Annotated in this window: 20 protein-coding genes; 16 read left to right on the top strand and 4 right to left on the bottom strand. The window is 60.2% G+C overall.

All coding sequences use genetic code 11. The annotated features are described in order from the left end of the window. Positions 1–191: 191 nt before the first annotated feature. Together F3H35_RS06370 and F3H35_RS06365 are read right to left on the bottom strand one after the other, a co-directional pair. Positions 192–1,091, bottom strand: a complete 900-nt coding sequence (locus F3H35_RS06370; protein ID WP_149778762.1) for a response regulator transcription factor — start codon at positions 1,089–1,091, stop codon at positions 192–194. A 1-nt stretch (position 1,092) separates the two neighbouring features. Beyond that, a complete protein-coding gene (locus F3H35_RS06365; RefSeq protein ID WP_149778761.1) occupies positions 1,093–4,419 on the bottom strand; it encodes a hybrid sensor histidine kinase/response regulator in 3,327 nt (1,108 codons plus the stop codon). A gap of 227 nt (positions 4,420–4,646) precedes the next feature. Here F3H35_RS06365 and urtA point away from each other — a divergent pair, with 227 nt between their 5' ends. The 16 genes from urtA (at position 4,647) to F3H35_RS06285 (ending at position 17,607) form a co-directional block, all read left to right on the top strand. Beyond that, positions 4,647–5,918, top strand: a complete 1,272-nt coding sequence (urtA, locus tag F3H35_RS06360; protein ID WP_149778760.1) for an urea ABC transporter substrate-binding protein — start codon at positions 4,647–4,649, stop codon at positions 5,916–5,918. Positions 5,919–6,001: 83 nt separating this feature from the next. After that, positions 6,002–6,928: an urea ABC transporter permease subunit UrtB gene (urtB, locus tag F3H35_RS06355; RefSeq protein WP_149778759.1), complete on the top strand. Its 927-nt coding sequence runs from the start codon at positions 6,002–6,004 to the stop codon at positions 6,926–6,928. A 12-nt stretch (positions 6,929–6,940) separates the two neighbouring features. Then, entirely contained in the window at positions 6,941–8,062 is a 1,122-nt protein-coding gene (gene urtC, locus F3H35_RS06350) for an urea ABC transporter permease subunit UrtC (protein WP_149778758.1), read from the top strand. 27 nt (positions 8,063–8,089) lie between these two features. Next, complete coding sequence (gene urtD / locus F3H35_RS06345; RefSeq protein ID WP_149778757.1) at positions 8,090–8,839, top strand: urea ABC transporter ATP-binding protein UrtD; 750 nt, start codon at positions 8,090–8,092, stop codon at positions 8,837–8,839. Between the two features lie 12 nt (positions 8,840–8,851). Beyond that, positions 8,852–9,541, top strand: coding sequence for an urea ABC transporter ATP-binding subunit UrtE (gene urtE / locus F3H35_RS06340; protein ID WP_149778756.1), 690 nt, complete (start codon positions 8,852–8,854; stop codon positions 9,539–9,541). A 26-nt stretch (positions 9,542–9,567) separates the two neighbouring features. Next, positions 9,568–10,797 (top strand): formamidase, encoded by a 1,230-nt coding sequence (gene fmdA / locus F3H35_RS06335; protein ID WP_149778755.1) that lies wholly within the window; start codon positions 9,568–9,570, stop codon positions 10,795–10,797. A 64-nt stretch (positions 10,798–10,861) separates the two neighbouring features. Then, positions 10,862–11,194, top strand: coding sequence for an FmdB family zinc ribbon protein (locus F3H35_RS06330; RefSeq protein ID WP_149778754.1), 333 nt, complete (start codon positions 10,862–10,864; stop codon positions 11,192–11,194). 287 nt (positions 11,195–11,481) lie between these two features. Beyond that, positions 11,482–12,276, top strand: a complete 795-nt coding sequence (locus F3H35_RS06325; RefSeq protein ID WP_149778753.1) for an urease accessory protein UreD — start codon at positions 11,482–11,484, stop codon at positions 12,274–12,276. A gap of 3 nt (positions 12,277–12,279) precedes the next feature. After that, entirely contained in the window at positions 12,280–12,582 is a 303-nt protein-coding gene (locus tag F3H35_RS06320; RefSeq protein WP_007815886.1) for an urease subunit gamma, read from the top strand. 25 nt (positions 12,583–12,607) lie between these two features. Continuing rightward, on the top strand, positions 12,608–12,793 hold the full coding sequence (locus F3H35_RS06315) for a hypothetical protein (RefSeq protein WP_007815884.1): 186 nt from the start codon (positions 12,608–12,610) through the stop codon (positions 12,791–12,793). Further along, positions 12,790–13,095 (top strand): urease subunit beta, encoded by a 306-nt coding sequence (locus F3H35_RS06310; RefSeq protein WP_149778752.1) that lies wholly within the window; start codon positions 12,790–12,792, stop codon positions 13,093–13,095. The genes F3H35_RS06315 and F3H35_RS06310 overlap by 4 nt, the downstream gene beginning before the upstream one ends. Next, a complete protein-coding gene (ureC, locus tag F3H35_RS06305) occupies positions 13,095–14,855 on the top strand; it encodes an urease subunit alpha (protein WP_149778751.1) in 1,761 nt (586 codons plus the stop codon). The genes F3H35_RS06310 and ureC overlap by 1 nt, the downstream gene beginning before the upstream one ends. 9 nt (positions 14,856–14,864) lie before the next feature. Further along, positions 14,865–15,338: an urease accessory protein UreE gene (gene ureE, locus F3H35_RS06300; protein ID WP_149778750.1), complete on the top strand. Its 474-nt coding sequence runs from the start codon at positions 14,865–14,867 to the stop codon at positions 15,336–15,338. After that, complete coding sequence (locus F3H35_RS06295) at positions 15,328–15,975, top strand: urease accessory protein UreF (protein WP_149778749.1); 648 nt, start codon at positions 15,328–15,330, stop codon at positions 15,973–15,975. Before ureE ends, F3H35_RS06295 begins: the two co-directional genes overlap by 11 nt. Beyond that, complete coding sequence (gene ureG, locus F3H35_RS06290) at positions 15,972–16,616, top strand: urease accessory protein UreG (RefSeq protein WP_149778748.1); 645 nt, start codon at positions 15,972–15,974, stop codon at positions 16,614–16,616. The genes F3H35_RS06295 and ureG overlap by 4 nt, the downstream gene beginning before the upstream one ends. 535 nt (positions 16,617–17,151) lie before the next feature. Beyond that, the gene (locus F3H35_RS06285) at positions 17,152–17,607 is read left to right on the top strand and encodes an acyl-CoA thioesterase (RefSeq protein ID WP_149778747.1); all 456 of its coding nucleotides are present in this window, start codon (positions 17,152–17,154) and stop codon (positions 17,605–17,607) included. A gap of 164 nt (positions 17,608–17,771) precedes the next feature. Here F3H35_RS06285 and F3H35_RS06280 read toward each other — a convergent pair whose 3' ends face one another. Next, positions 17,772–18,707: a LysR family transcriptional regulator gene (locus tag F3H35_RS06280; protein ID WP_149778746.1), complete on the bottom strand. Its 936-nt coding sequence runs from the start codon at positions 18,705–18,707 to the stop codon at positions 17,772–17,774. 281 nt (positions 18,708–18,988) lie between these two features. After that, a complete protein-coding gene (locus F3H35_RS06275; RefSeq protein ID WP_149778745.1) occupies positions 18,989–20,146 on the bottom strand; it encodes an iron-containing alcohol dehydrogenase in 1,158 nt (385 codons plus the stop codon). Positions 20,147–20,152 lie beyond the last annotated feature (6 nt).

Here is a 20,152-nt window from a genome sequence, read left to right as displayed (position 1 = left end):
ATATCGCGGATCGGACGGGTCAAGGTGGTATAGATGATCGGACCGGACAGGTTGATCCGGAAGAACACTGCAAGGCTTTAAAGCGTGTCGCGAAAAACCTGACCTACAGATTTTCGCGACATGCAGTGCCTTGTTCGATCGTTGCACGCGTTCCGCCTTTAGCTGATGCCTCAGGTCAAAGGCGGAACGCTTTAGCCTTCGCGCGCCAGAACACGATCCGCCAGAACGGCGGCGGAGGTTCTGTTATCGACCCCCATCTTCTGGAACACCTGTTCGAGATGCTTGTTGACCGTTCGCGCACTCAGATCGAGGATTGCGCTGATGTCGCGATTGGTCTTGCCAAGGGTCAACCAGAACAACACTTCGGCTTCACGCGCTGTCAGATCGAAGGCGGCGCGCAGCTTCTCTTCGTTGCTGGCGCCCTCGAGCAGGGTGATCTTGACCAGATAATCGCGGGCGATCGAAACGCCCACGAAATGAAAGGTCGTCGCCCCATGCGCGTATGGCGCGATGGCGGACAGGGGATTTTCGACGCAGCCCGCGATCCATCCCTTGAGCTCGGTCAGGGGGATATCGCCCGCGATAGATGAAAAATAGCCAAGCGCCTTTTGCGAGCCCCAGGCCAGCTCACCATGCTGATCGAAGGCAAGAATGGCCCGGCCACAGGAATCCAGCGCATCACGCGCGCTTTGAATGAGCTTGGAATTGACGATATGCGTGCTCAGCCGCGCGATCATCTCATCCAGCTCGACGGGTTTGGTGATGTAATCAACACCCCCTGCACGCAGCCCTTTCACGATATGTTCCTGATCGCTGAGCCCGGTCATGAAGATGATCGGAGCAAGGACCGGATTAGGGCCGAACTTGAGTGCGCGGCAGGTCTCGAACCCGTCCATCTCGGGCATCATCGCATCCATCAGGATCACATCGGGCTGCACCCTGTGCGTCAGATTGATCGCCGACCGCCCGTCGCGCGCCACAAGCACTGTCATGCCATGGCTTTCCAGTGCCGCAGAGACCATCCCGAGCGATTCCGGATTATCATCCACCACCAGCGCGATACTACGGGTCTCAAAGTCACTGGGGTTCATGTCACGCCTCTTCCAAATATGTCACGATCCCCTCCAGATCGAAGACGTCGATACGGTCCTGCAGCACTTGCAATAGCTCGGGCGGGGCTGATCGGGTCAGCTTCAATTCCGCCAGCTTGCTGCGCAAGGCACTGGCATGACCGATCAGAGCATGGGAGATCAGCGTCTCCCGATCCGACAGGGACAGGGGTTTGAAGGTTTGTTCGGTGTCGGAATCCTGATCTTCCAGGATCAACTTGATTTTCAGCAACTCGGCGATCTGAAGCAGCAGATCGTCGAGATTGTACGGCTTGGCGATGAAGGCGTCGTGCAATCCCGTATCGAAACTGCCGCGCCCCTCGTCATTGGCGTGGCCCGACACCATCACGATCGGAATGTTGCGGTGCGGGCCGTCGCGTAACTCCCGTGCCAGAGACCAGCCATCCTGATCGGGCATGTCGATGTCCAGCAAGAACACATCGGGCGCCGTCTCTTTCAAAAGAGCCTGCGCGATCTTGGGACCGGAGGCCGCGATCACGAAAAACCCTAGCCGGCTCAGATAGCTTTCGGCGAGCGCCAGATGATCGAGATCGTCATCCACCACGAGAACGGTCTTGCGCTGCCCCTCATATCCGATCACCGGAAGCGAGGGGGCATCGGCGGCCACGTCGTTGCCATCGAACACGCTTGGCAAGATCGACGGCAGCATCATGCGCACCCGAAAGGTGCTGCCCTGCCCCGGCGCGCTGGTGACGTCGATATCGCCGCCCAGAATTTCGACCAGCAGTTTCGTGATCGTCAGTCCCAGCCCCGATCCCGGGCCGCTGGTCTGGCCTGCGCGCTCGAAGGGGCGCCAGATGCGGGTCATGTTATCGGGAGATATGCCGATCCCGGTATCGGCGACCGTGATGATCGCCACTTCGTTGCGATAGGTCAGATCGAAGCTCACGACACCGCTATCGGTATAGCGGATCGCGTTGGACAAAAGATTGATGATGATCTGGCGCAACCGCTTTTCATCGGTTCCCACCAATGTGGGCAGAAAGCCATGGGTCGTCACCCTGAAGTCGATGCCTTTCTTGCGCGCCTCTTCCTGAAAAATCGACGCCACCTGCTTGACGAACATGCGCAGATTAACCCGGTCACGGGTAAGGTCGAGCCGCCCTGCCTCGATCCGGGAGATGTCCAGAAGCCCCTCGATCAGACCGGCGAGATGCTCGCTCGAACGTCGGATGCTGGTGATCGACGGACGCCAGGGCGCAAGGCCCGGATCTTTCTCCAGCAATTGCGCAAAGCCGTAGATCGCGTTGAGCGGCGTGCGCAATTCATGGCTGAGGCCGGTCATGTAGCGTGTCTTGGCAAGATTGGCGGCCTCGGCTTTTTCCTTGGCCTCTTGCAGGGCGCGGTCGGTGCGATCATGGGCGCGGATTTCCTTGAGCAGTCGATCCGTCTGGCGTTTGGCTTCGGCGCGGGCGTTTTGCTGGCTTTCTCCGATCAGAATGAACATCCAGACGAAAATCCCGATCCCGATCAGGACCGTCCCGAAGATGATCGTCAGGATCGCATCGAAGTTCTGCGCGCCCGAAACCGAGCGGATGGCCACCAGCAAAGCACCGAACGCGCCAGACAGAACCAACGTCCAGATCAGGAACCGCGACATGCGCGACATGAGCGCCTTGGCCACCTGCGGGGAAAATCTGCGGTCGAGCACGTCGCGCACGGAATTGTCCAGCCGGGCATGGGGCTTGCAATGGTCATGGCAGGCCGTATCCAGCGTACAGCACAGCGAACAGATCGCCCCTTGATGAAAGGGACAGTCGCTCATGTCTTCGGCATCGAACCGGTATTCGCAGACCCGGCACTGCTGCAGGCCCTTGGGACGCGGTTCGTCGTCAACGCGGGCAAGGTAATATTTCCCGCCCGTAGCAAAGGTGATCACCGGCGCGAGCACGAAAGCGGTGCCAAGCGCGATGAAGGACGAAAACGCCTGAGCCCCGGCGCCCAACACACCCGAGAACGCCACCAGCGACAGGATACAGGCGCAGATCATCGACCCGATGCCGACCGGGTTCACATCGTAAAGATGCGATCTGCGAAACTCGATTCCCTTGGGGCTGAGCCCAAGGGGTTTGTTGACCACCAGATCGGCCACCAGCGCCCCGATCCACGCCACGGCGACATGGGAATAGAGCGACAGGATATGTTCCAGACCGCGAAACACCCCCAACTCCATGAGCATCAGCGCAATGGCGACGTTGAACACCAGCCAGACCACGCGCCCCGGATGGCTTTGGGTCAGTCGCGAGAAAAAGTTCGACCATGCGATCGACCCGGCATAGGCGTTAGTCACGTTGATCTTGAGCTGCGACAGGATCACGAACACGCCGGTCAGCGCGAGGATGACACCGGGCGAATCGAGGACTTGATCGAAAGCGACGTAATACATGCGCGTCGGATCCGTCGCTTCATCAACAGGGACGGAATCGCGCAAGGCAAGCGTCACCAGATATGAGCCTGCCACCATCTTGACGACGCCGAGAACCGACCAGCCCGGCCCTGCCGCGATCAGGGCCAGCCACCACTTGCGCCGTTCCTGCGGGCTGCGCGGTTCCGGCAGAAAGCGCAGGAAATCGACCTGCTCGCCGATTTGCGCGATCAGCGAGAAGATCACCCCCGACGCCGCCCCCAACATCAAAAGCCGTGAGCTGTCGGGCACGTCCGAGGCCCCCGCGAAGCTGGTCCAGCCGTCGATATCATAGCCGACCAGAGCCAGCAGAACGAAGGGCAGGATATGCAGCAGGACCCATAGGGGCTGGGTCCATGTCTGGAAGGTGGAGATCTTGGAAAACCCGTGGATGACCAGAGGAATCACGATCAGCGAACTGCCCACATACCCAAGGAAAAGCGGTATCCCGAGACAGAATTCCAGCGCCAGCGCCAGGATCGCCGCCTCGAGCGCGAAAAAGATGAAGGTGAACGAGGCGTAGATCAGCGATGTGATCGTCGATCCCAGATATCCAAAGCCAGCCCCCCGGGTCAGCAGGTCGATATCCAGACCATGCCGGGCCGCATAATAGGAGATCGGCAAGCTGGTCAGAAAAAGGATCGCCCCCACAAGCATGATCGCAGCGATGCCGATGTCGAACCCGTAAGTGACCGTGATGGTCGCGCCAATCGCCTCGAGTGCCAGAAACGAGATCGAGCCGATCGCCGTATTGGCGACCCTTGCATAGCTCCAGCGACGGGCCCGCCGCGCGGTAAAGCGCAGGGCGAAATCCTCCATCGTCTCATTGGCCACCCAACGATTATAGGTGCGCTTTTCGCGCGTGGCCTTCAGTGCCGTGACCATCCTCGGAGCCTTCCGCCGCCCTGGGTTATGTGCGGCGAGCCTACACTGATGCCCGATGGGTCAGTTGGTTGTTACCGCTTGTGTTCGCGACATTGAGGATACTGCTCGAAACGCGCACTGGAATACGTCATTCGACGTATACTGCACTGCAGCATTTCACGACATCCTTTTCACAAGCGGGCACCACGGCAATCGCCCAAAAATTTATCACCCGAAAAGGAGCCACCATGTCTGAAGAGAATTCCACCCCCAAATCCAATGGCGTGTCGCGCCGTGCGGTCCTGGCCGGCGGTACGGCGCTGACTGCCTCGCTGTTCATGCCCAAAGGCCTGAAAGCCTCTGATTTTCCCACATCCGCGGTGAACACCACCGGCCTTGCGGTGACCGACGACACCGTGACGATCGGCATTCTTCACTCTGTCACAGGCACGATGGCGATCTCGGAAACCGGATCGGTTCAGGCCGAGAAACTGGCGATCGAGCAGATCAACGCCCAGGGCGGCATCCTTGGCCGCAAGATCGAGTACATCCAGGAAGACGGCGCCTCCGATTGGCCGACTTTCGCGGAAAAGGCCCGCAAACTTCTGGTCAACGACAAGGTTGCCTCGGTCATGGGCTGCTGGACTTCGGCCAGCCGCAAAGCTGTACTGCCGGTGTTCGAACAGCATAACGGGTTCCTTTATTACCCGACCTTCTACGAGGGTCTCGAGCAAAGCCCCAACGTCATCTACACAGGCCAAGAAGCAACCCAGCAGATCATCGCCGGGCTCGACTGGGTCAACCAGACCAAGGGCGCGAAGTCGTTCTACCTGCTGGGGTCCGATTACATCTGGCCGCGCACATCGAACAAGATCGCCCGCAAGCATATCGAGAACTTCATGGACGGCTGTGAAGTCGTCGGCGAGGAATATTACCCGCTCGGCCATACGCAGTTCAACTCGGTCATCAACAAGATCCGCCTGCGCAAGCCGGACGTGATCTATGCGATCGTTGTGGGCGGCTCGAACGTGGCCTTCTACAAGCAGCTCAAGGCGGCCGGTATCGACCTGACCGAAGAAGCCCCCCTGCTGCTGACGATCTCGGTGACCGAGGACGAGATCCGCGGCATCGGCGGCGAAAATATCGAAGGCGCCTATGCCTGCATGAAATACTTCCAGTCGCTCGACAACCCCAACAACATCGAATTCGTCAAGGCATTCAAGGAGATGTGGGGCGACGACATGGTGATCGGCGATGTGACGCAGGCCGCCTATCTGGGTCCGTGGCTGTGGAAAGCCGCCGTCGAGGCCGCCGGCAGCTTCGATGTCGACAAGGTGCGGGCCGCAAGCCCGGGGATCGAACTGACCACGGCGCCCGAAGGCTATGTGAAGGTGCATGAAAACCACCACCTGTGGTCCAAGACCCGGGTTGGCCGCGCACAGGCGGACGGTCAGTACGAGGTGGTCTTCGAGACGGCCGAACTGGTTGAGCCGAACCCCTTCCCGGAAGGCTACCAGTAACGAGGGATTACTCCCCGCGCGGTCCGGGTTCCATTGTCCGGGCCGCGCATCTTTCCCCTTTCAACCGACCGTCGGAGGCACGCATGTTTGCCGATTATTCCATGTCCGAACTGGGCGCGATTTTTGCGATGCAGGGGTTCGCCGGGCTCATTCTCTTTTCCGTCTTCGTGCTCATGGCGCTCGGGCTTGCCATCATCTTCGGGCAGATGGGCGTCATCAACATGGCCCATGGCGAATTCATGATCCTCGGGGCCTATGTCACCTATATCATGTCCAATATCTTCGCCGATTACATGCCCGCCTTGTTCGGGATGTATTTCTTTGTCGCGATGATATTTGCATTCCTGGCGTCTGGTGCGCTTGGGCTTTTTGTCGAGTGGGCGCTGATACGCCATCTCTACAAACGGCCGCTCGACACGTTGCTGGCAACATGGGGACTGAGCCTCATTCTGCAGCAGATCTATCGCAGCGTCTTCGGCGCGCGCGAGGTGGGCGTGTCGATCCCTGACTGGATGATGGGCTCGCTTCCGCTGACCGACATGATCGAAGTGCCGATCAACGGTATTTTCGTGATGATCCTCGCCGTCACCATCAGCTTTGGCGTCTGGATCATGATGTATCGCTCCAAATGGGGCAAGCAGGTGCGCGCGATCAACCAGAACCGGGTCATGGCCGATGCCGTGGGCATCAACACCGCCTGGACCGACAGGCTGACCTTCGGGATCGGCTGCGGTGTGGCGGGAGTGGCCGGGTCAGCCTTCACGATGATCGGCTCGACCGGTCCGACCGCGGGCCAGCTTTACATCGTCGACACCTTCCTTGTGGTGGTCTTCGGCGGCGCCGGCAGCCTTCTGGGCACCATCGCCAGTGCGTTTTCCATCAGCCAGGCCCAGTCGATCATGGAGTTCTTCCTCTCCGGCTCGATGGCCAAGGTTCTCACCCTTCTGACGGTCGTCGGCATCCTGATGATCCGCCCGCAGGGTCTCTTTACCCTCAAGCTGCGCAAGTAAGGAGACACGGTCATGAAATCCACCTTCCTGTCGCGTTCGGAACTGATCGGTTTCGCCATTCTCGCGCTGATCATCTTCATTGCCCTGCCGATGGCGCTGGACAGCTTCCGCCTCAACCTCTTCGGCAAATATCTCACCTATGCCTTCGTCGCGGTCGGCCTTGTGCTGTGCTGGGGCGCAGGCGGCATCCTGAGCCTCGGACAGGGCGTTTTCTTCGGGCTTGGCGGATATTGCATGGCAATGTTCCTCAAGCTCGAGGCATCGACGCCAGAGAACACCTCGATCCAGTCCACCCCGGGCATCCCGGATTTCATGGACTGGAACCAGCTGACCGAGTTGCCGATCTGGTGGCAACCCTTCCATAGCCTCGCCTTTTCGCTTTTCGCGGTGGTCGCGGTGCCGGTCTTTTTTGCCTTCATCATCGGGGTCGCCATGTTCAAGCGGCGCGTTGGGGGCGTGTATTTCGCGATCATCACACAGGCTTTCGCGGCGATCCTGACCATCCTCATCATCGGGCAGCAGGGCTATACCGGGGGCGTCAACGGCATCACAGACCTGCGCACGCTGTTGGGCTGGGACATCCGCACCGACGAGGCCAAGGAGGTGCTCTATTTCGTCAATGGCGCGCTGCTCTTCGTGGTTCTGTTCATCGCGCAATTCGTGCGCAAGTCCAAGCTGGGCCGGCTGCTGATCGCAATGCGCGACCAGGAAGATCGCGTGCGGTTCTCGGGCTATGACGTGGCCGGCTTCAAGATCTTCATCTTCTGCCTTGGCGCGGCCTTCGCAGGGATTGGCGGCGCAATGTTCACGCTGCAGGTGGGCTTCATGTCGCCCACGCTGGTGGGGATCGTGCCCTCGATCGAAATGGTGATCTTCTGCGCGGTCGGGGGGCGTCTTTCGATCCTCGGAGCGGTCTACGGCGCGTTGCTGGTCAACTGGGCCAAAACCTCGTTCTCGGAAAGCTTTCCCGAGCTGTGGCTTCTGGGTCTTGGAGGACTGTTCATCGCCGTCGTCATGCTGTTTCCGAATGGGCTGGCCGGCATCTGGAGCCAGCATATCGAGCCACGCCTGAAGGCTCTGTTCGCACCGCGCGGCGCACCGAAATCCGCCAGCCAAAGCACCCCGGCCGAATAGGCCCATCGATCCAGAAGGAAACGACAGATGAATGTGCCCAACGAACGCTTCATCCTAAAGGTCGAGGGGCTGACCGTGTCCTTCGACGGGTTCAAGGCGGTGGATGATCTGAGCTTTTACGTCGAACCCAACGAATGCCGCGTCATCATCGGCCCGAACGGCGCGGGAAAGACCACGGTGCTCGATCTGATCTGCGGACGCACGCGCGCCACCAGCGGCAGCGTGACGTTCAAGGACAAGGAATTGCTGACCATGCGCGAGGACCAGATCGTTCATGCCGGCGTCGGGCGGAAATTCCAGACCCCTTCCGTCTACGAGGATCTGACCGTCTTCGAAAACCTCGAGCTGAGCTATCCAAAGGGTCACGGCGTCTTCGGGGCTCTGGCGTTCCGACGCGACGACAAGGTGCGCGACCGCATTCAGGAGATCGCCGAGACCATCTTTCTCGAAGATCTGCTGGAGGAAAAGGCCGCGTTCCTCAGTCATGGCCAGAAACAATGGCTGGAGATCGGGATGCTGCTGATCCAGGACCCGGAACTTCTGATGCTGGACGAGCCTGTTGCCGGCATGTCGGTCGCCGAACGCAAGAAAACGGCCGAGCTGCTGAAACGGATCATCGAAGACCGCTCCGTCATCGTGATCGAGCACGACATGGGATTTGTCGCCGATATCGCCACGCGCGTGACGGTTCTGCATCAGGGCAAGACCCTGTCGGAGGGGTCCATGGAACGCGTGCAGAGCGACCCCAAAGTCATTGAAGTCTATCTGGGCCACTGAAGGGATACCGTCATGCTGAACATTCAAGACTTGCGCGCCGCCTATGGGGCCAGCGAAGTATTGCACGGGATCGACTTCAAGGTCGAACCCGGCGAGATCGTCGCGATCATGGGCCGAAACGGCATGGGCAAGACCACGCTGATGAAGACCCTGATGGGGATCGTGCCTGAAAAAAGCGGCACCATCACCGTGAGCGACACGCCCGTGACCGGCCTCAAATCGCACCAGCGCGTGGCGCGTGGCATCGCCTATGTCCCGCAAGGGCGGATGATCTTTTCAGCGATGACCGTACAGGAAAACGTGGAGACCGGGTTGACCGTGACTGGTCAGAAAACCGTGCCCGAGGAAATCTACGAGCTTTTTCCTGTGCTTTTGGAAATGAAGAACCGGCGCGGCGGCAACCTGTCCGGTGGCCAGCAACAGCAATTGGCCATTGCCCGGGCGCTGGCCTCGAACCCCAAGGTCCTGCTGCTCGACGAGCCGACCGAGGGCATCCAGCCATCGATCATCCGCGAAATGGCCCGAACCCTGCGCCAGATCCGCGACAACAAGGGGCTGTCGATCGTCGTTTCCGAACAGGTGCTGAGTTTTGCGCTGGACGTGGCCGACCGTGTGGTGGTGATCGAAAACGGCAATTTCGTCCATGACAGCCCCCGCGCGGGCATCGACGAGGCCAAGGTCTCGAAATTCCTATCTGTCTAAAACCCAAGCAATACAGGGAGATACCCATGTCCAACACTCTGATCTCAGTCAATCTGTCGGAAGATCCGCACACCAATGAAAATGTGCATAACCGCTGGCATCCGGACATTCCGATAAATGTCTGGGTCGAACCCGGCGACGATTTCAAGATCGAGACCTATGACTGGACGGGCGGTCAGATCAAGAACAACGACGACGCCTCGGACGTGCGCGACGTGGAACTGGAACAGGTGCATTACCTCTCCGGCCCGATCGGCGTCAAAGGGGCCGAGCCGGGTGACCTGCTGGTGGTCGACATTCTTGATATCGGCGCCAAGGAAGAGATGCTCTGGGGGTTCAACGGCTTTTTCTCGAAAAAGAACGGTGGCGGTTTCCTGACCGAGCATTTCCCCGAAGCACAGAAATCCATCTGGGATTTCGACGGCATGTTCACCAAGTCACGCCACGTGCCGGGCGTCAAATATGCGGGCCTGATCCATCCGGGTCTGATCGGCTGTCTGCCCGACCGCAAGATGCTGGACATGTGGAACAGCCGTGAAACCAAGCTGTTCAACACCAATCCCGAGCGCGTCCCGCCGCTGGCCGCCCTGCCCAACACCCAGGCCGCCCATATGGGGGCCATGAAGGGCGAGGCGCGCGACAAGGCCGCTGCCGAAGCTGCCCGCACCGTGCCGCCGCGCGAACATGGCGGCAATTGCGACATCAAGGACCTCAGCCGGGGCTGCAAGATCTATTTCCCGGTCTATGTGGACGGCGCGGGCCTTTCGATGGGCGATCTGCATTTCAGCCAGGGCGACGGCGAGATCACCTTCTGCGGCGCCATCGAAATGGCGGGCTGGCTGCATTTGAAAGTCGAGCTGATCAAGGACGGCATGTCCAAATACGGGGTGAAGAACCCGATTTTCCGGCCGTCGCCGATCACGCCGAAATACGACGACTACCTGATCTTCGAAGGCATCAGCGTCGATGAAAGCGGTGAACAGCATTACCTCGACGTGCATGTCGCCTATCGGCAGGCCTGTCTCAATGCGATCGAATATCTCAAGAAATTCGGATATACCGGCGCACAGGCCTACGCGATCCTTGGCACCGCACCGGTACAGGGGCATATTTCGGGGGTGGTGGACATTCCCAATGCCTGCGCCACGCTCTGGCTGCCCAACGATATCTTCGAATGGGACATGATGCCGAACGCGAACGGGCCGACGAAATATCTCGACGGTAGCATCGATATTCCGCTCGCCCCGGATCTCTGAACGCATCCCGAAAACCAAAGCCGGCCCCTGACAGGGCCGGCCATATAGCCTGAGGAGAGATGACGTGCCCCTTTACGAATATATGTGCGATGCCTGCGGCCCGTTCGAGGAAATCGCCCCGATCAGCCGGTTTTCCGATCCCTGCGACTGCCCGGATTGCGGCGCGACATCGCCGCGCGTTCTTCTGTCCGTGCCAAGACTGGCCACCCTGTCCAGCGGCACCAGACGCGCGCATGAAACGAACGAGCGCTCGGCCGATAGCCCCAAGCGGTCCTCTCATGGTCCGGGCTGCGGGTGCTGCGGCGGATCCGCGAAAAAGAAGAATTCGAAAACGCTCTATCGGCCGGACGGATCGAAAAGCTTTCCGACTAAGCGCCCCTGGATGATTTCGCACTAGACCGGGTTGCGCCACGCTGTGTCGCAACAGCGTCGGCCAGACGGGGTCGGGAGCGTGCGGCGCCCGCCCCCGTCACTATCGCGACCCCGATGATCGCACACCACTACAGCGATTATAAAACGGGTATTTTTGATGCACGTCGCCTAATTACTGAGCATCACCCACTCAAAACGATACCCAATGACCAGCGCGCCTCTCGCCCGCCGCCGCCGCATGGTGAAGATGACGCACAACACCTTGCGCGGAGCATCGCCATAACCCTGCAGCCCTCAAATCTTCGCGGATCGTTGCAACCTCGTGCGCGCGGCGAAATCGTCCTGTCGTCAAAGCATGTAGGCGGGCGCAGCGCGATCGATGGCTTGCGCCAGTCCGGTGCGTTCAAGGCGGTGTTTCCCCGAACCCGCGATCAGCTTGAGTGCATCGTCGTGAACACGGCAGGCGGGCTTGCGGGAGGCGACCGGTTCCAGCTGACGGCTCATGCCGGAGAAGGAACCCGGCTCAGCTTGACGACACAGGCGGCGGAACGCGCCTATCGGGCTTTGCCGGGTGAAACGGCGCATGTGCGCACGCGGCTCAGCGTTGCCAAGAACGCCCTGCTGCATTGGCTTCCACAGGAGTTGATCCTTTTTGACGGCTGCGCAATCGACCGCCGGCTGAGCATCGATCTGGACGCGGAGGCGCGGCTGCTGATGGTCGAGCCGGTCATTTTCGGACGCGCCCTGATGGGCGAGGCGGTGAACCAAGGCAGCTTTCGCGACCGGATCGAGGTGACGCGGGATGGCAGCCCTCTCTATCTGGACGGCATTTGGCTGTCGGGCGATATCGCGGCACAGCTGTCGCGCCCGGCGGTAGCCGCCGGGGCCGCCGCCATGGCCAGCCTGCTTTATGTGGCGCCCGACGCCCCTGCCCGTCTGGCCCAGGTCCGCGCGTATCTGCCCGCGACAGGCGGGGCCGGACTTCTGAACGAAACCACCCTGACCGTGCGCCTGGTATGCCCGGACGGATTTGAGTTGCGCAAACATCTTTTGCCGATCCTAGATGCGCTGAGCGATGCATCCCTGCCCATTTCCTGGAGATTGTGATCCATGAACCTGACGCCCCGAGAGAAAGACAAGTTGCTGATTGCCATGGCCGCCGAAGTCGCCCGCAAGCGCCTTGCGCGCGGCGTTCTGCTCAACCACCCCGAGGCGATCGCGCTCATCACCGATGCTGTCGTCGAGGGCGCGCGCGACGGACGCAGCGTCGCCGACATGATGGAAGCCGGCGCTCAGGTCGTCACCCGCGAGCAATGCATGGAGGGCGTGCCCGAAATGATCCACGACGTGCAGGTGGAGGCCACCTTTCCCGATGGCACCAAGCTTGTGACCGTTCATAATCCGATCCGCTGATCCTGCCAAAGAAGGAGACATTTCCATGCTGCCCCTTGTTCTGCCCTTCGTTCTTCTGGCCGCCACGATGCCCGCCGTGGCGGATATCGCGCCCATCGTGCTCGATGATGCGATGCGGTCATGGCTGCCTGCCGCGCTGCTGCTGCTTCTGACATGGACTGCGGTGCTGGCTCTGACGCTGCTGCGCGATCTCAGGAAGGTGCCCGCATGATCCCCGGTGAGTTGTTCCCCGCCGAAGGCGATCTGACGCTGAACGCGGGCGCCGAGCAAACCGTGCTGATGGTCGCCAATACCGGCGACCGGCCGGTTCAGGTGGGCAGCCATTACCATTTCGCCGAAGCCAACCCCGCCCTCGATTTCGACCGGGACGCGGCACGCGGCCTGCGTCTGGACATCGCCGCAGGCACCGCCGTGCGTTTCGAGCCGGGCCAGCGCCGCGAAGTCACCCTGATTCCGATCTCGGGCGCGCGGCGCATTTTCGGCTTCAACCAACAGGTCATGGGAGATCTCTGATGCCAGCAAGGATCACGCGCGACGCCTATGCCGCAATGTTCGGACCAACCGTGGGCGACCGGCTCAGGCTGGCCGATACCGATCTGATCATCGAGGTCGAACGCGACCTGATAACGGAACGCGCGGGTGCGGCGGTTCATGGCGGCACCGGGCCGAACACGGCGCTTTATGGGGAAGAGGTCAAGTTCGGTGGCGGCAAGGTGATCCGCGACGGCATGGGCCAAAGCCAGATCACACGCGCGGCGGGCGCGGTGGATACGGTCATTACCAACGCGCTGATCGTCGATCACACGGGCATCTACAAGGCCGATGTGGGCCTTCGCGACGGGCGTATTCACGCCATCGGCAAGGCCGGAAACCCCGACACCCAGCCCGGTGTCGACATCATCGTGGGTCCGGGAACCGAGGCGATTGCCGGCGAGGGCCGTATCCTGACCGCAGGCGGCTTCGACAGCCATATCCACTTCATCTGCCCGCAGCAGATCGACGACGCGCTCCATTCCGGCCTGACCACCATGCTGGGCGGCGGAACCGGCCCCGCGCATGGAACATTGGCCACGACCTGCACGCCGGGTCCGTGGCATATCGGGCGCATGTTGCAGGCGGCAGATGCCTTCCCGATGAACCTGGCATTTGCTGGCAAAGGCAATGCGTCATTGCCTGCTGCCTTGGAAGAACAGATCCTGGCCGGGGCCTGCGCGCTCAAGCTGCATGAGGACTGGGGTACGACGCCGGGCGCCATCGACTGCTGTCTGGGGGTTGCGGATGCGCTGGACGTGCAGGTGATGATCCACACCGATACGCTGAATGAAAGCGGCTTTGTGGAAAACACCCTTGCTGCCATCAAGGGTCGCACGATCCACGCCTTTCATACCGAGGGCGCGGGCGGCGGGCATGCCCCGGATATCATCCGCATCTGTGGCGAGGATCATGTCCTGCCCTCCTCGACCAACCCGACGCGCCCCTTCACGGTCAACACGCTGGAAGAGCATCTCGACATGCTGATGGTCTGCCACCATCTCGACAAGTCGATCCCCGAGGATGTGGCCTTTGCCGAAAGCCGCATTCGCCGCGAGACCATCGCCGCCGAAGACATCCTGCACGACATGGGCGCGTTTTCGATCATTGCCTCGGACAGTCAGGCGATGGGCCGAGTGGGCGAGGTGATCATCCGCACATGGCAGACCGCAGACAAAATGAAGAAACAGCGCGGCAGGCTGAGCGACGAAACCGGCGAGAACGACAACCTGCGCGTCCGCCGCTATATTGCGAAATACACCATCAACCCCGCCATCGCCCACGGCATCGCCCATGAGATCGGCAGCATCGAGATCGGCAAGCGTGCCGATCTGGTCCTGTGGAGCCCGGCCTTTTTCGGCGTGAAGCCTGAAATGGTCCTACTGGGCGGCAGCATCGTCATGGCGCAAATGGGCGATCCCAATGCCTCGATCCCGACGCCGCAGCCCGTCTACAGCCGGCCGATGTTCGGCGCCTACGGCCGGTCGGTCGAACATTCCGCCGTCACCTTCGTGTCAGAAGCAGCACAGGCCGAAGGCATCGGCGCCTCTCTCGGGCTGGCCAAGCGCACACTTGCGGTGCGCAATACACGACATATCGGCAAGAAAGACCTGATCCTGAACAACGCCACGCCCCATATCGAGGTCAATCCCGAAACCTACGAAGTGCGCGCCGATGGCGAATTGCTGACCTGTCAGCCCGCCGAGGTTCTGCCGATGGCGCAACGCTATTTCATGTTCTGAGGGGCCCGGATGTCGACACTTCCCATTGCACAGCGTCTGCTCCGGAAAGGCCATTGGTCGGGACCGGCCGAGACCTGCACGCTGGATTACGACGGGCGCTTTCTGCGCCGCAAACGTCTGAGCACCGATGAGGGGCGCGATTTCATCGTCGATCTGGCGCAAAGCACTTCGTTGGATGACGGCGACGCGCTTGAGCTTGAGGATGGCAGCCGGGTGGTGGTCCGTGCCGCAGCCGAAGATGTGCTGATCGTCACCGGCCCGGCTCTGCCACGGCTCGCCTGGCATATCGGCAACCGGCACACGCCCTGCCAGATCGAGGCGAGCCGCCTGTTGATCCAGAACGATCCGGTGATCGCTCATATGCTGGAGCATCTGGGCGCCACGATGGAACCGGCCCTCGCGCCCTTTACGCCCGAAGGTGGCGCATATGGCCACGGGCGCACCCACGGGCATGACCACGGGGCCAGCGCACATGCCCATTGACCCCGGCCTCTTGACGCTGTCGCAATGGCTGTCGCCAAGCTATCCGCTTGGAGGGTTCGCGTATTCGCACGGGCTTGAAACCGCGATGGCGCAAGGGGCGGTGCATGACGCGGGCAGCCTGCAGCTCTGGATGGAGGATGTGCTTGATCACGGCTCGGGACGGGCTGACGCCGGGTTTCTCTGGCGGGCCTATCGCGCCGAAGAATGTGCGGATATCCTGAGGCTTGATGCCGAGGTCCGCGCCTTTGCCTGCTCGCAGGAACGACAGCGCGAAGCGCAGCGGCAAGGCTCGGCCTTTGTGCGCACGACCAATGCGGTCTGGGGCCTGACCCTGCCGGATGTGGTGCTGCCCGTGGCGGTGGGGCATGCGGCAGCACTCCAAGGGATCGACGGATATGACGCGGCGGGTCTTTATCTGCAGAGCTTTGCCTCGAACCTAATCCTTGCGGCAGTGCGGATATGTCCACTGGGTCAGACCGAAGGACAAGCCGTGCTCGCTGCCCTGTCCCCCCTTTGCCAGCGGATCGCGCAAGAGACAGCCGAGGCCGAGGCACGCGACCTATATAGCAATGCATTCCTGTCGGATATCGCATCCCTGCTCCACGAAACCCAGCAACCGAGGCTTTTTCAGTCATGACCACTCTCAATGGCCCTCTGCGCATCGGGATCGGCGGCCCTGTCGGCGCGGGCAAGACAACCCTCACCGCGCGCCTTGCCGAGACCCTGAAAACGCGCTTTTCCATCGCGGTCATCACCAACGATATCTACACACAGGAAGATGCCGAGGCGCTGATGCGGATGCAGATCCTGCCCGCCGATCGGGTGCTGGGGGTCGAAACCGGCGGTTGCCCGCATACCGCGATCCGCGAGGATGCCTCGATCAATCTGGCGGCCGTGGCCGAGATGCAGGCACGGCATGCCGATCTCGATATCATCCTGATCGAATCCGGCGGCGACAACCTGTCCGCCACCTTCAGCCCGGAACTGGCCGATTTGACGATCTATGTGATCGACGTGGCCGCGGGCGAAGACATTCCGCGCAAAGGTGGCCCGGCGCTGACACGATCCGACATTCTCATCATCAACAAAATCGATCTGGCCCCGCATGTCGGCGCATCGCTTGACGCGATGCAGCGCGACGCAATGGCAATGCGCGGAGGCAGACCGTTTTTCATGACATCTCTTCGCAAGGGAACAGGTGTCGATGACGTGGTGGATGAACTCCTCCATCAATCCGGGCTGGACACGGCATCGCTCGCACAGAGTGCCGCGGATTAGCGTCATGTGGCGTGGCGGCAGGGCACCTTGCCCTGTCGGCAGCGGCAGACACCACACGGACGACCGGCGCAACGATCGGGGTGACAGAGCCATGGCTTTGGTGATCCGGCCTTTGCCTAAGCCTTGCAAGGGTTTTGCGATTATATTGCCTGTTGCACCAAGCGCAGACACGATCAAACTGTCAGGTCAGGGCGTGCGCTGATATGAAACCCTCTGCATATTCAGAATGCATTTCGATGCCGTTCTCATGCATCCAGTCATTGAGCTTCCACGGCGACAGAGGGAAGCGCATTCTGCCATGGCAGCAGCGCGTGAACTCCATGACGAAGGATAACTCAACAAGCAGTGCTACTTTTTGCACAGGCTACGTCAAAACGGATTGCAGCCAAGCTGCGTCTTGGCACCTCGATACAGCTCTGATCGCTTCATGATGATTGTCCACCAACCAGATTCTCTGGACAGTCCAACCAATTCCGTGATGCTGTGATAACATGCGGACTCTACTGGTAGAAAACGCAGTGATTTGGAGCAATTGATGAGCGATCGTCCTATCCCCGAACACCGCGACGCGTTTGCCCATTTCTGCCCTATAACTACCCGGTGGATGGATAATGACGCCTATTTGCACGTTAACAATGTCGCTTATTATTCGTTTTTCGACACGGCGGTGAACGAGTATCTGATCCGGGGCGGTGTTCTGGATATTCGGCGCAGCACGGTAACCGGACTGGTGGCTCATTCCGAATGCAATTATTTTTCTCCCGTGGCTTTCCCGGAAGCAATCGAGGTCGGGTTGCGTGTGGGCCGTCTTGGCAATTCCAGCGTGACTTATGAACTTGCCGTATTCGGCAGCGACAGCGAAACCGCATCTGCGCAAGGGCGCTTCGTCCACGTATATGTGGACCGAGAGACGAGCCGCCCGGTCACCATACCGGATGGGATGCGAGGCTTGCTTGAGCGGCTCATGATAACAGAAGGCGACGCTGGCTGATGCTGCGGACTGCGCCCCACGGCGCCGGCTGACCCTAGAGGCAGCACAACGCGGCCTCGTAAGACGCAAGGCAAAGCGCAGCATTTGTAATGTCGTGCGGCTCTAAGATGCGGCCCATTGGGATGGTTGAGTTAATTTATCCCGGGCGTCGGGCATTGCAGCAGTCATTGATCTAGCAAAACCTTTCCATGGGTCCCGCTCTTGCTCTTCAGGATTTGAACCATCCGGCGCGCGGCCGGTGAAAGGTTTTTCGCTGCCGGAGTGATGATCGCGTATATGCGCCGCAGTTTTACATCCCTGATCTTGAGAATGCTCGAGGCCACCAAATGCTGCTGCCGTGCAACCGCCTCTGGCACCAACGCAACACCAAGACCAGCTTCGGCCATCGCAACCAGCGTCGAGGGTTGAGAAAATTCGTATTGCCCGTGCAGCATGACCCCTTTCTCCAAGGCAATCGCGTCCAATTGCTGCCTGAGTGACGTCGATTTATGCAGCAACAAAAGCGGCAATTTGGCCAGATCTTCGATGGACACGCTTTTTGCCCTCGTCGCAATCATGGCTCTTGGATACACCGCCACGATCGGATCACTGATTAAAGGGGCAAAGTCGAGGTCCGGCACATCAACCATTGGTCCGATACCGAAATCGAACCCGTCAACCATGAGTGCGCTCACGATCCCGTCAATACTCGCTTCACGGATAGATATGCTGATATCTGTGCATTCCTTGCTGAATTCCGCGATCAGCTCGCCAAGCCCCCCCATGGCAAAGGCCGGTGAACAGACAATGTCCACATGCCCCACCCTGAGGTCAATTGCGTTCTGAATATCCAGCAGGCTTGCACTGATCTCTTCCATGGCGTGTTTTGCACTCTTGAACAGGTGTTCACCCTCTTCGGTCATCTCCACATGACGCGTTGTTCGATTGAACAATGGGGTCCCCAACTGCTCTTCCAGAGTACGTATCTGCGCGCTCATTGCCGATTGCGTGAATCCCGACAAATCTGCGGCGCGCTTGAAGCTCTTTTGCTGGGCAACAAGCACAAATCCCTGGATAAGTTTCAGATTTATCTTGGTGATCGGATGAGGGAAATATTTCATGTCGGATCAGCTACCCAGTTCAGGCATCATATCTAACCCTATCGAAATCGGTCGGATCGACACGAGAAGACAAGGTCGGCGTGACGTTTGCGAATTTCTGGATCGGGCAAAGCATTGACTGGCAACAGAACACGGTCGCCAACATCAGATCCAACTTCCTTCGCGAGACGCAAGAGGTATTTTCAAAGCAGGGCAGCCGGCTTTTATTCAAACGCGAAAGCGACTGTTTGAATGTGCTTAACCCTTTCATCCGATCACGCAGACCCCGTATTCCAGCATGCCTACCAAGCGGCCTTGTAGATCGCCAGCGCATCCGCTTCTGTCAAAGGACGCGGATTGTTCACGAGCAGCCGTGTCTGGTTCATCGCATCACGGGCCAGAAGGGGCAGATCGTCCTGCGCAATTCCCACATCGCGCAAGTGCTGCTGCAAGCCACACCTCTCCGAAAGTTCTTGCATCGCCTCGATAAAGGCCGACGCAGCCGCCTGTGACGCCAATCCTTCGAGCGCGGGAAAGGCGCAGGCGGCGATCTCGGCATAAGGCTCAGGCGAAGTCACGGCATTGAAGCGCAGCACATGCGGAAGCACGAGCGCATTGGACAACCCGTGCGGCACCTTGAAATGGCCACCGATCGGATAGGCCAGCGCGTGCACGGCGGCGACCGGCGAGTTGGCGAAAGCCTGCCCGGCCAGCATCGACCCCAGAAGCATGTCTGTGCGCGCTGCGATGTCATCTGGCGTCGTGACGGCCCGCTCCAGAGCGCCGCCCATCAATCGCAGAGCCTCTTTCGCGAGACTGCGCGACACGGGATTGTTGTTTGGGCTGGCCGAAGCGTAAGCCTCGATCGCGTGGACCATGGCATCAATACCGGTCGCGGCCGTGACATGGGCGGGCAGACCCAGTGTTAGATCGGGATCGAGCAAGGCGATCTCGGGCAGGATAACCGGCGAGACCACGCCCATCTTCTCGCTCTTGCCGGTGGTCACGATCGAGATCGGCGTGACTTCCGACCCGGTGCCCGAGGTTGTCGGGATCAGGATCAAGGGGAGTTTGGGGCCACGGGCATTCCCCACACCATAGATGTCGGAAAGGTTTTGCTGCCCGGTTGCCAAGAGCGCCGCCAACTTGGCCACGTCGAGTGACGAACCGCCCCCAAGACCGACGACCCCCTCGACAGAGCCGGTCTGAGCGGCCTGCGTCGCCGCCTCGATGACCGCTTCCGGCGGATCAGCCTGAACATCGGCATAGAGCACGATGTCCACCTCTGCCGCCCGGAGCACATCGCAGACCTGGTCCACGATCCCGGTCGCCATCATGCCGGGATCGGTCACCAGAAGCACCCGCGTACCGATTTCCGCGCGCACGATGTCACCCAGATTGGCAATGATTCCGGCACCGAATCGAATGCTGGGCGAGGTGTTGAATGTGAAAGGCGTCATGAGCGA

Source organism: Roseovarius litoreus (assembly GCF_900142765.1).
Lineage (GTDB): Bacteria > Pseudomonadota > Alphaproteobacteria > Rhodobacterales > Rhodobacteraceae > Roseovarius > Roseovarius litoreus.
This window is presented reverse-complemented; position numbering and strand designations above follow the sequence as displayed.

Coding starts and splice junctions, on each gene's coding strand:
- F3H35_RS06370 (WP_149778762.1), bottom strand. CDS start 1,091: ATGAACCCCAGTGACTTTGAGACCCGTAGTATCGCGCTGGTGGTGGAT.
- F3H35_RS06365 (WP_149778761.1), bottom strand. CDS start 4,419: ATGGTCACGGCACTGAAGGCCACGCGCGAAAAGCGCACCTATAATCGT.
- urtA (WP_149778760.1), top strand. CDS start 4,647: ATGTCTGAAGAGAATTCCACCCCCAAATCCAATGGCGTGTCGCGCCGT.
- urtB (WP_149778759.1), top strand. CDS start 6,002: ATGTTTGCCGATTATTCCATGTCCGAACTGGGCGCGATTTTTGCGATG.
- urtC (WP_149778758.1), top strand. CDS start 6,941: ATGAAATCCACCTTCCTGTCGCGTTCGGAACTGATCGGTTTCGCCATT.
- urtD (WP_149778757.1), top strand. CDS start 8,090: ATGAATGTGCCCAACGAACGCTTCATCCTAAAGGTCGAGGGGCTGACC.
- urtE (WP_149778756.1), top strand. CDS start 8,852: ATGCTGAACATTCAAGACTTGCGCGCCGCCTATGGGGCCAGCGAAGTA.
- fmdA (WP_149778755.1), top strand. CDS start 9,568: ATGTCCAACACTCTGATCTCAGTCAATCTGTCGGAAGATCCGCACACC.
- F3H35_RS06320 (WP_007815886.1), top strand. CDS start 12,280: ATGAACCTGACGCCCCGAGAGAAAGACAAGTTGCTGATTGCCATGGCC.
- F3H35_RS06315 (WP_007815884.1), top strand. CDS start 12,608: ATGCTGCCCCTTGTTCTGCCCTTCGTTCTTCTGGCCGCCACGATGCCC.
- F3H35_RS06310 (WP_149778752.1), top strand. CDS start 12,790: ATGATCCCCGGTGAGTTGTTCCCCGCCGAAGGCGATCTGACGCTGAAC.
- ureC (WP_149778751.1), top strand. CDS start 13,095: ATGCCAGCAAGGATCACGCGCGACGCCTATGCCGCAATGTTCGGACCA.
- ureE (WP_149778750.1), top strand. CDS start 14,865: ATGTCGACACTTCCCATTGCACAGCGTCTGCTCCGGAAAGGCCATTGG.
- F3H35_RS06295 (WP_149778749.1), top strand. CDS start 15,328: ATGCCCATTGACCCCGGCCTCTTGACGCTGTCGCAATGGCTGTCGCCA.
- ureG (WP_149778748.1), top strand. CDS start 15,972: ATGACCACTCTCAATGGCCCTCTGCGCATCGGGATCGGCGGCCCTGTC.
- F3H35_RS06285 (WP_149778747.1), top strand. CDS start 17,152: ATGAGCGATCGTCCTATCCCCGAACACCGCGACGCGTTTGCCCATTTC.
- F3H35_RS06280 (WP_149778746.1), bottom strand. CDS start 18,707: ATGAAATATTTCCCTCATCCGATCACCAAGATAAATCTGAAACTTATC.
- F3H35_RS06275 (WP_149778745.1), bottom strand. CDS start 20,146: ATGACGCCTTTCACATTCAACACCTCGCCCAGCATTCGATTCGGTGCC.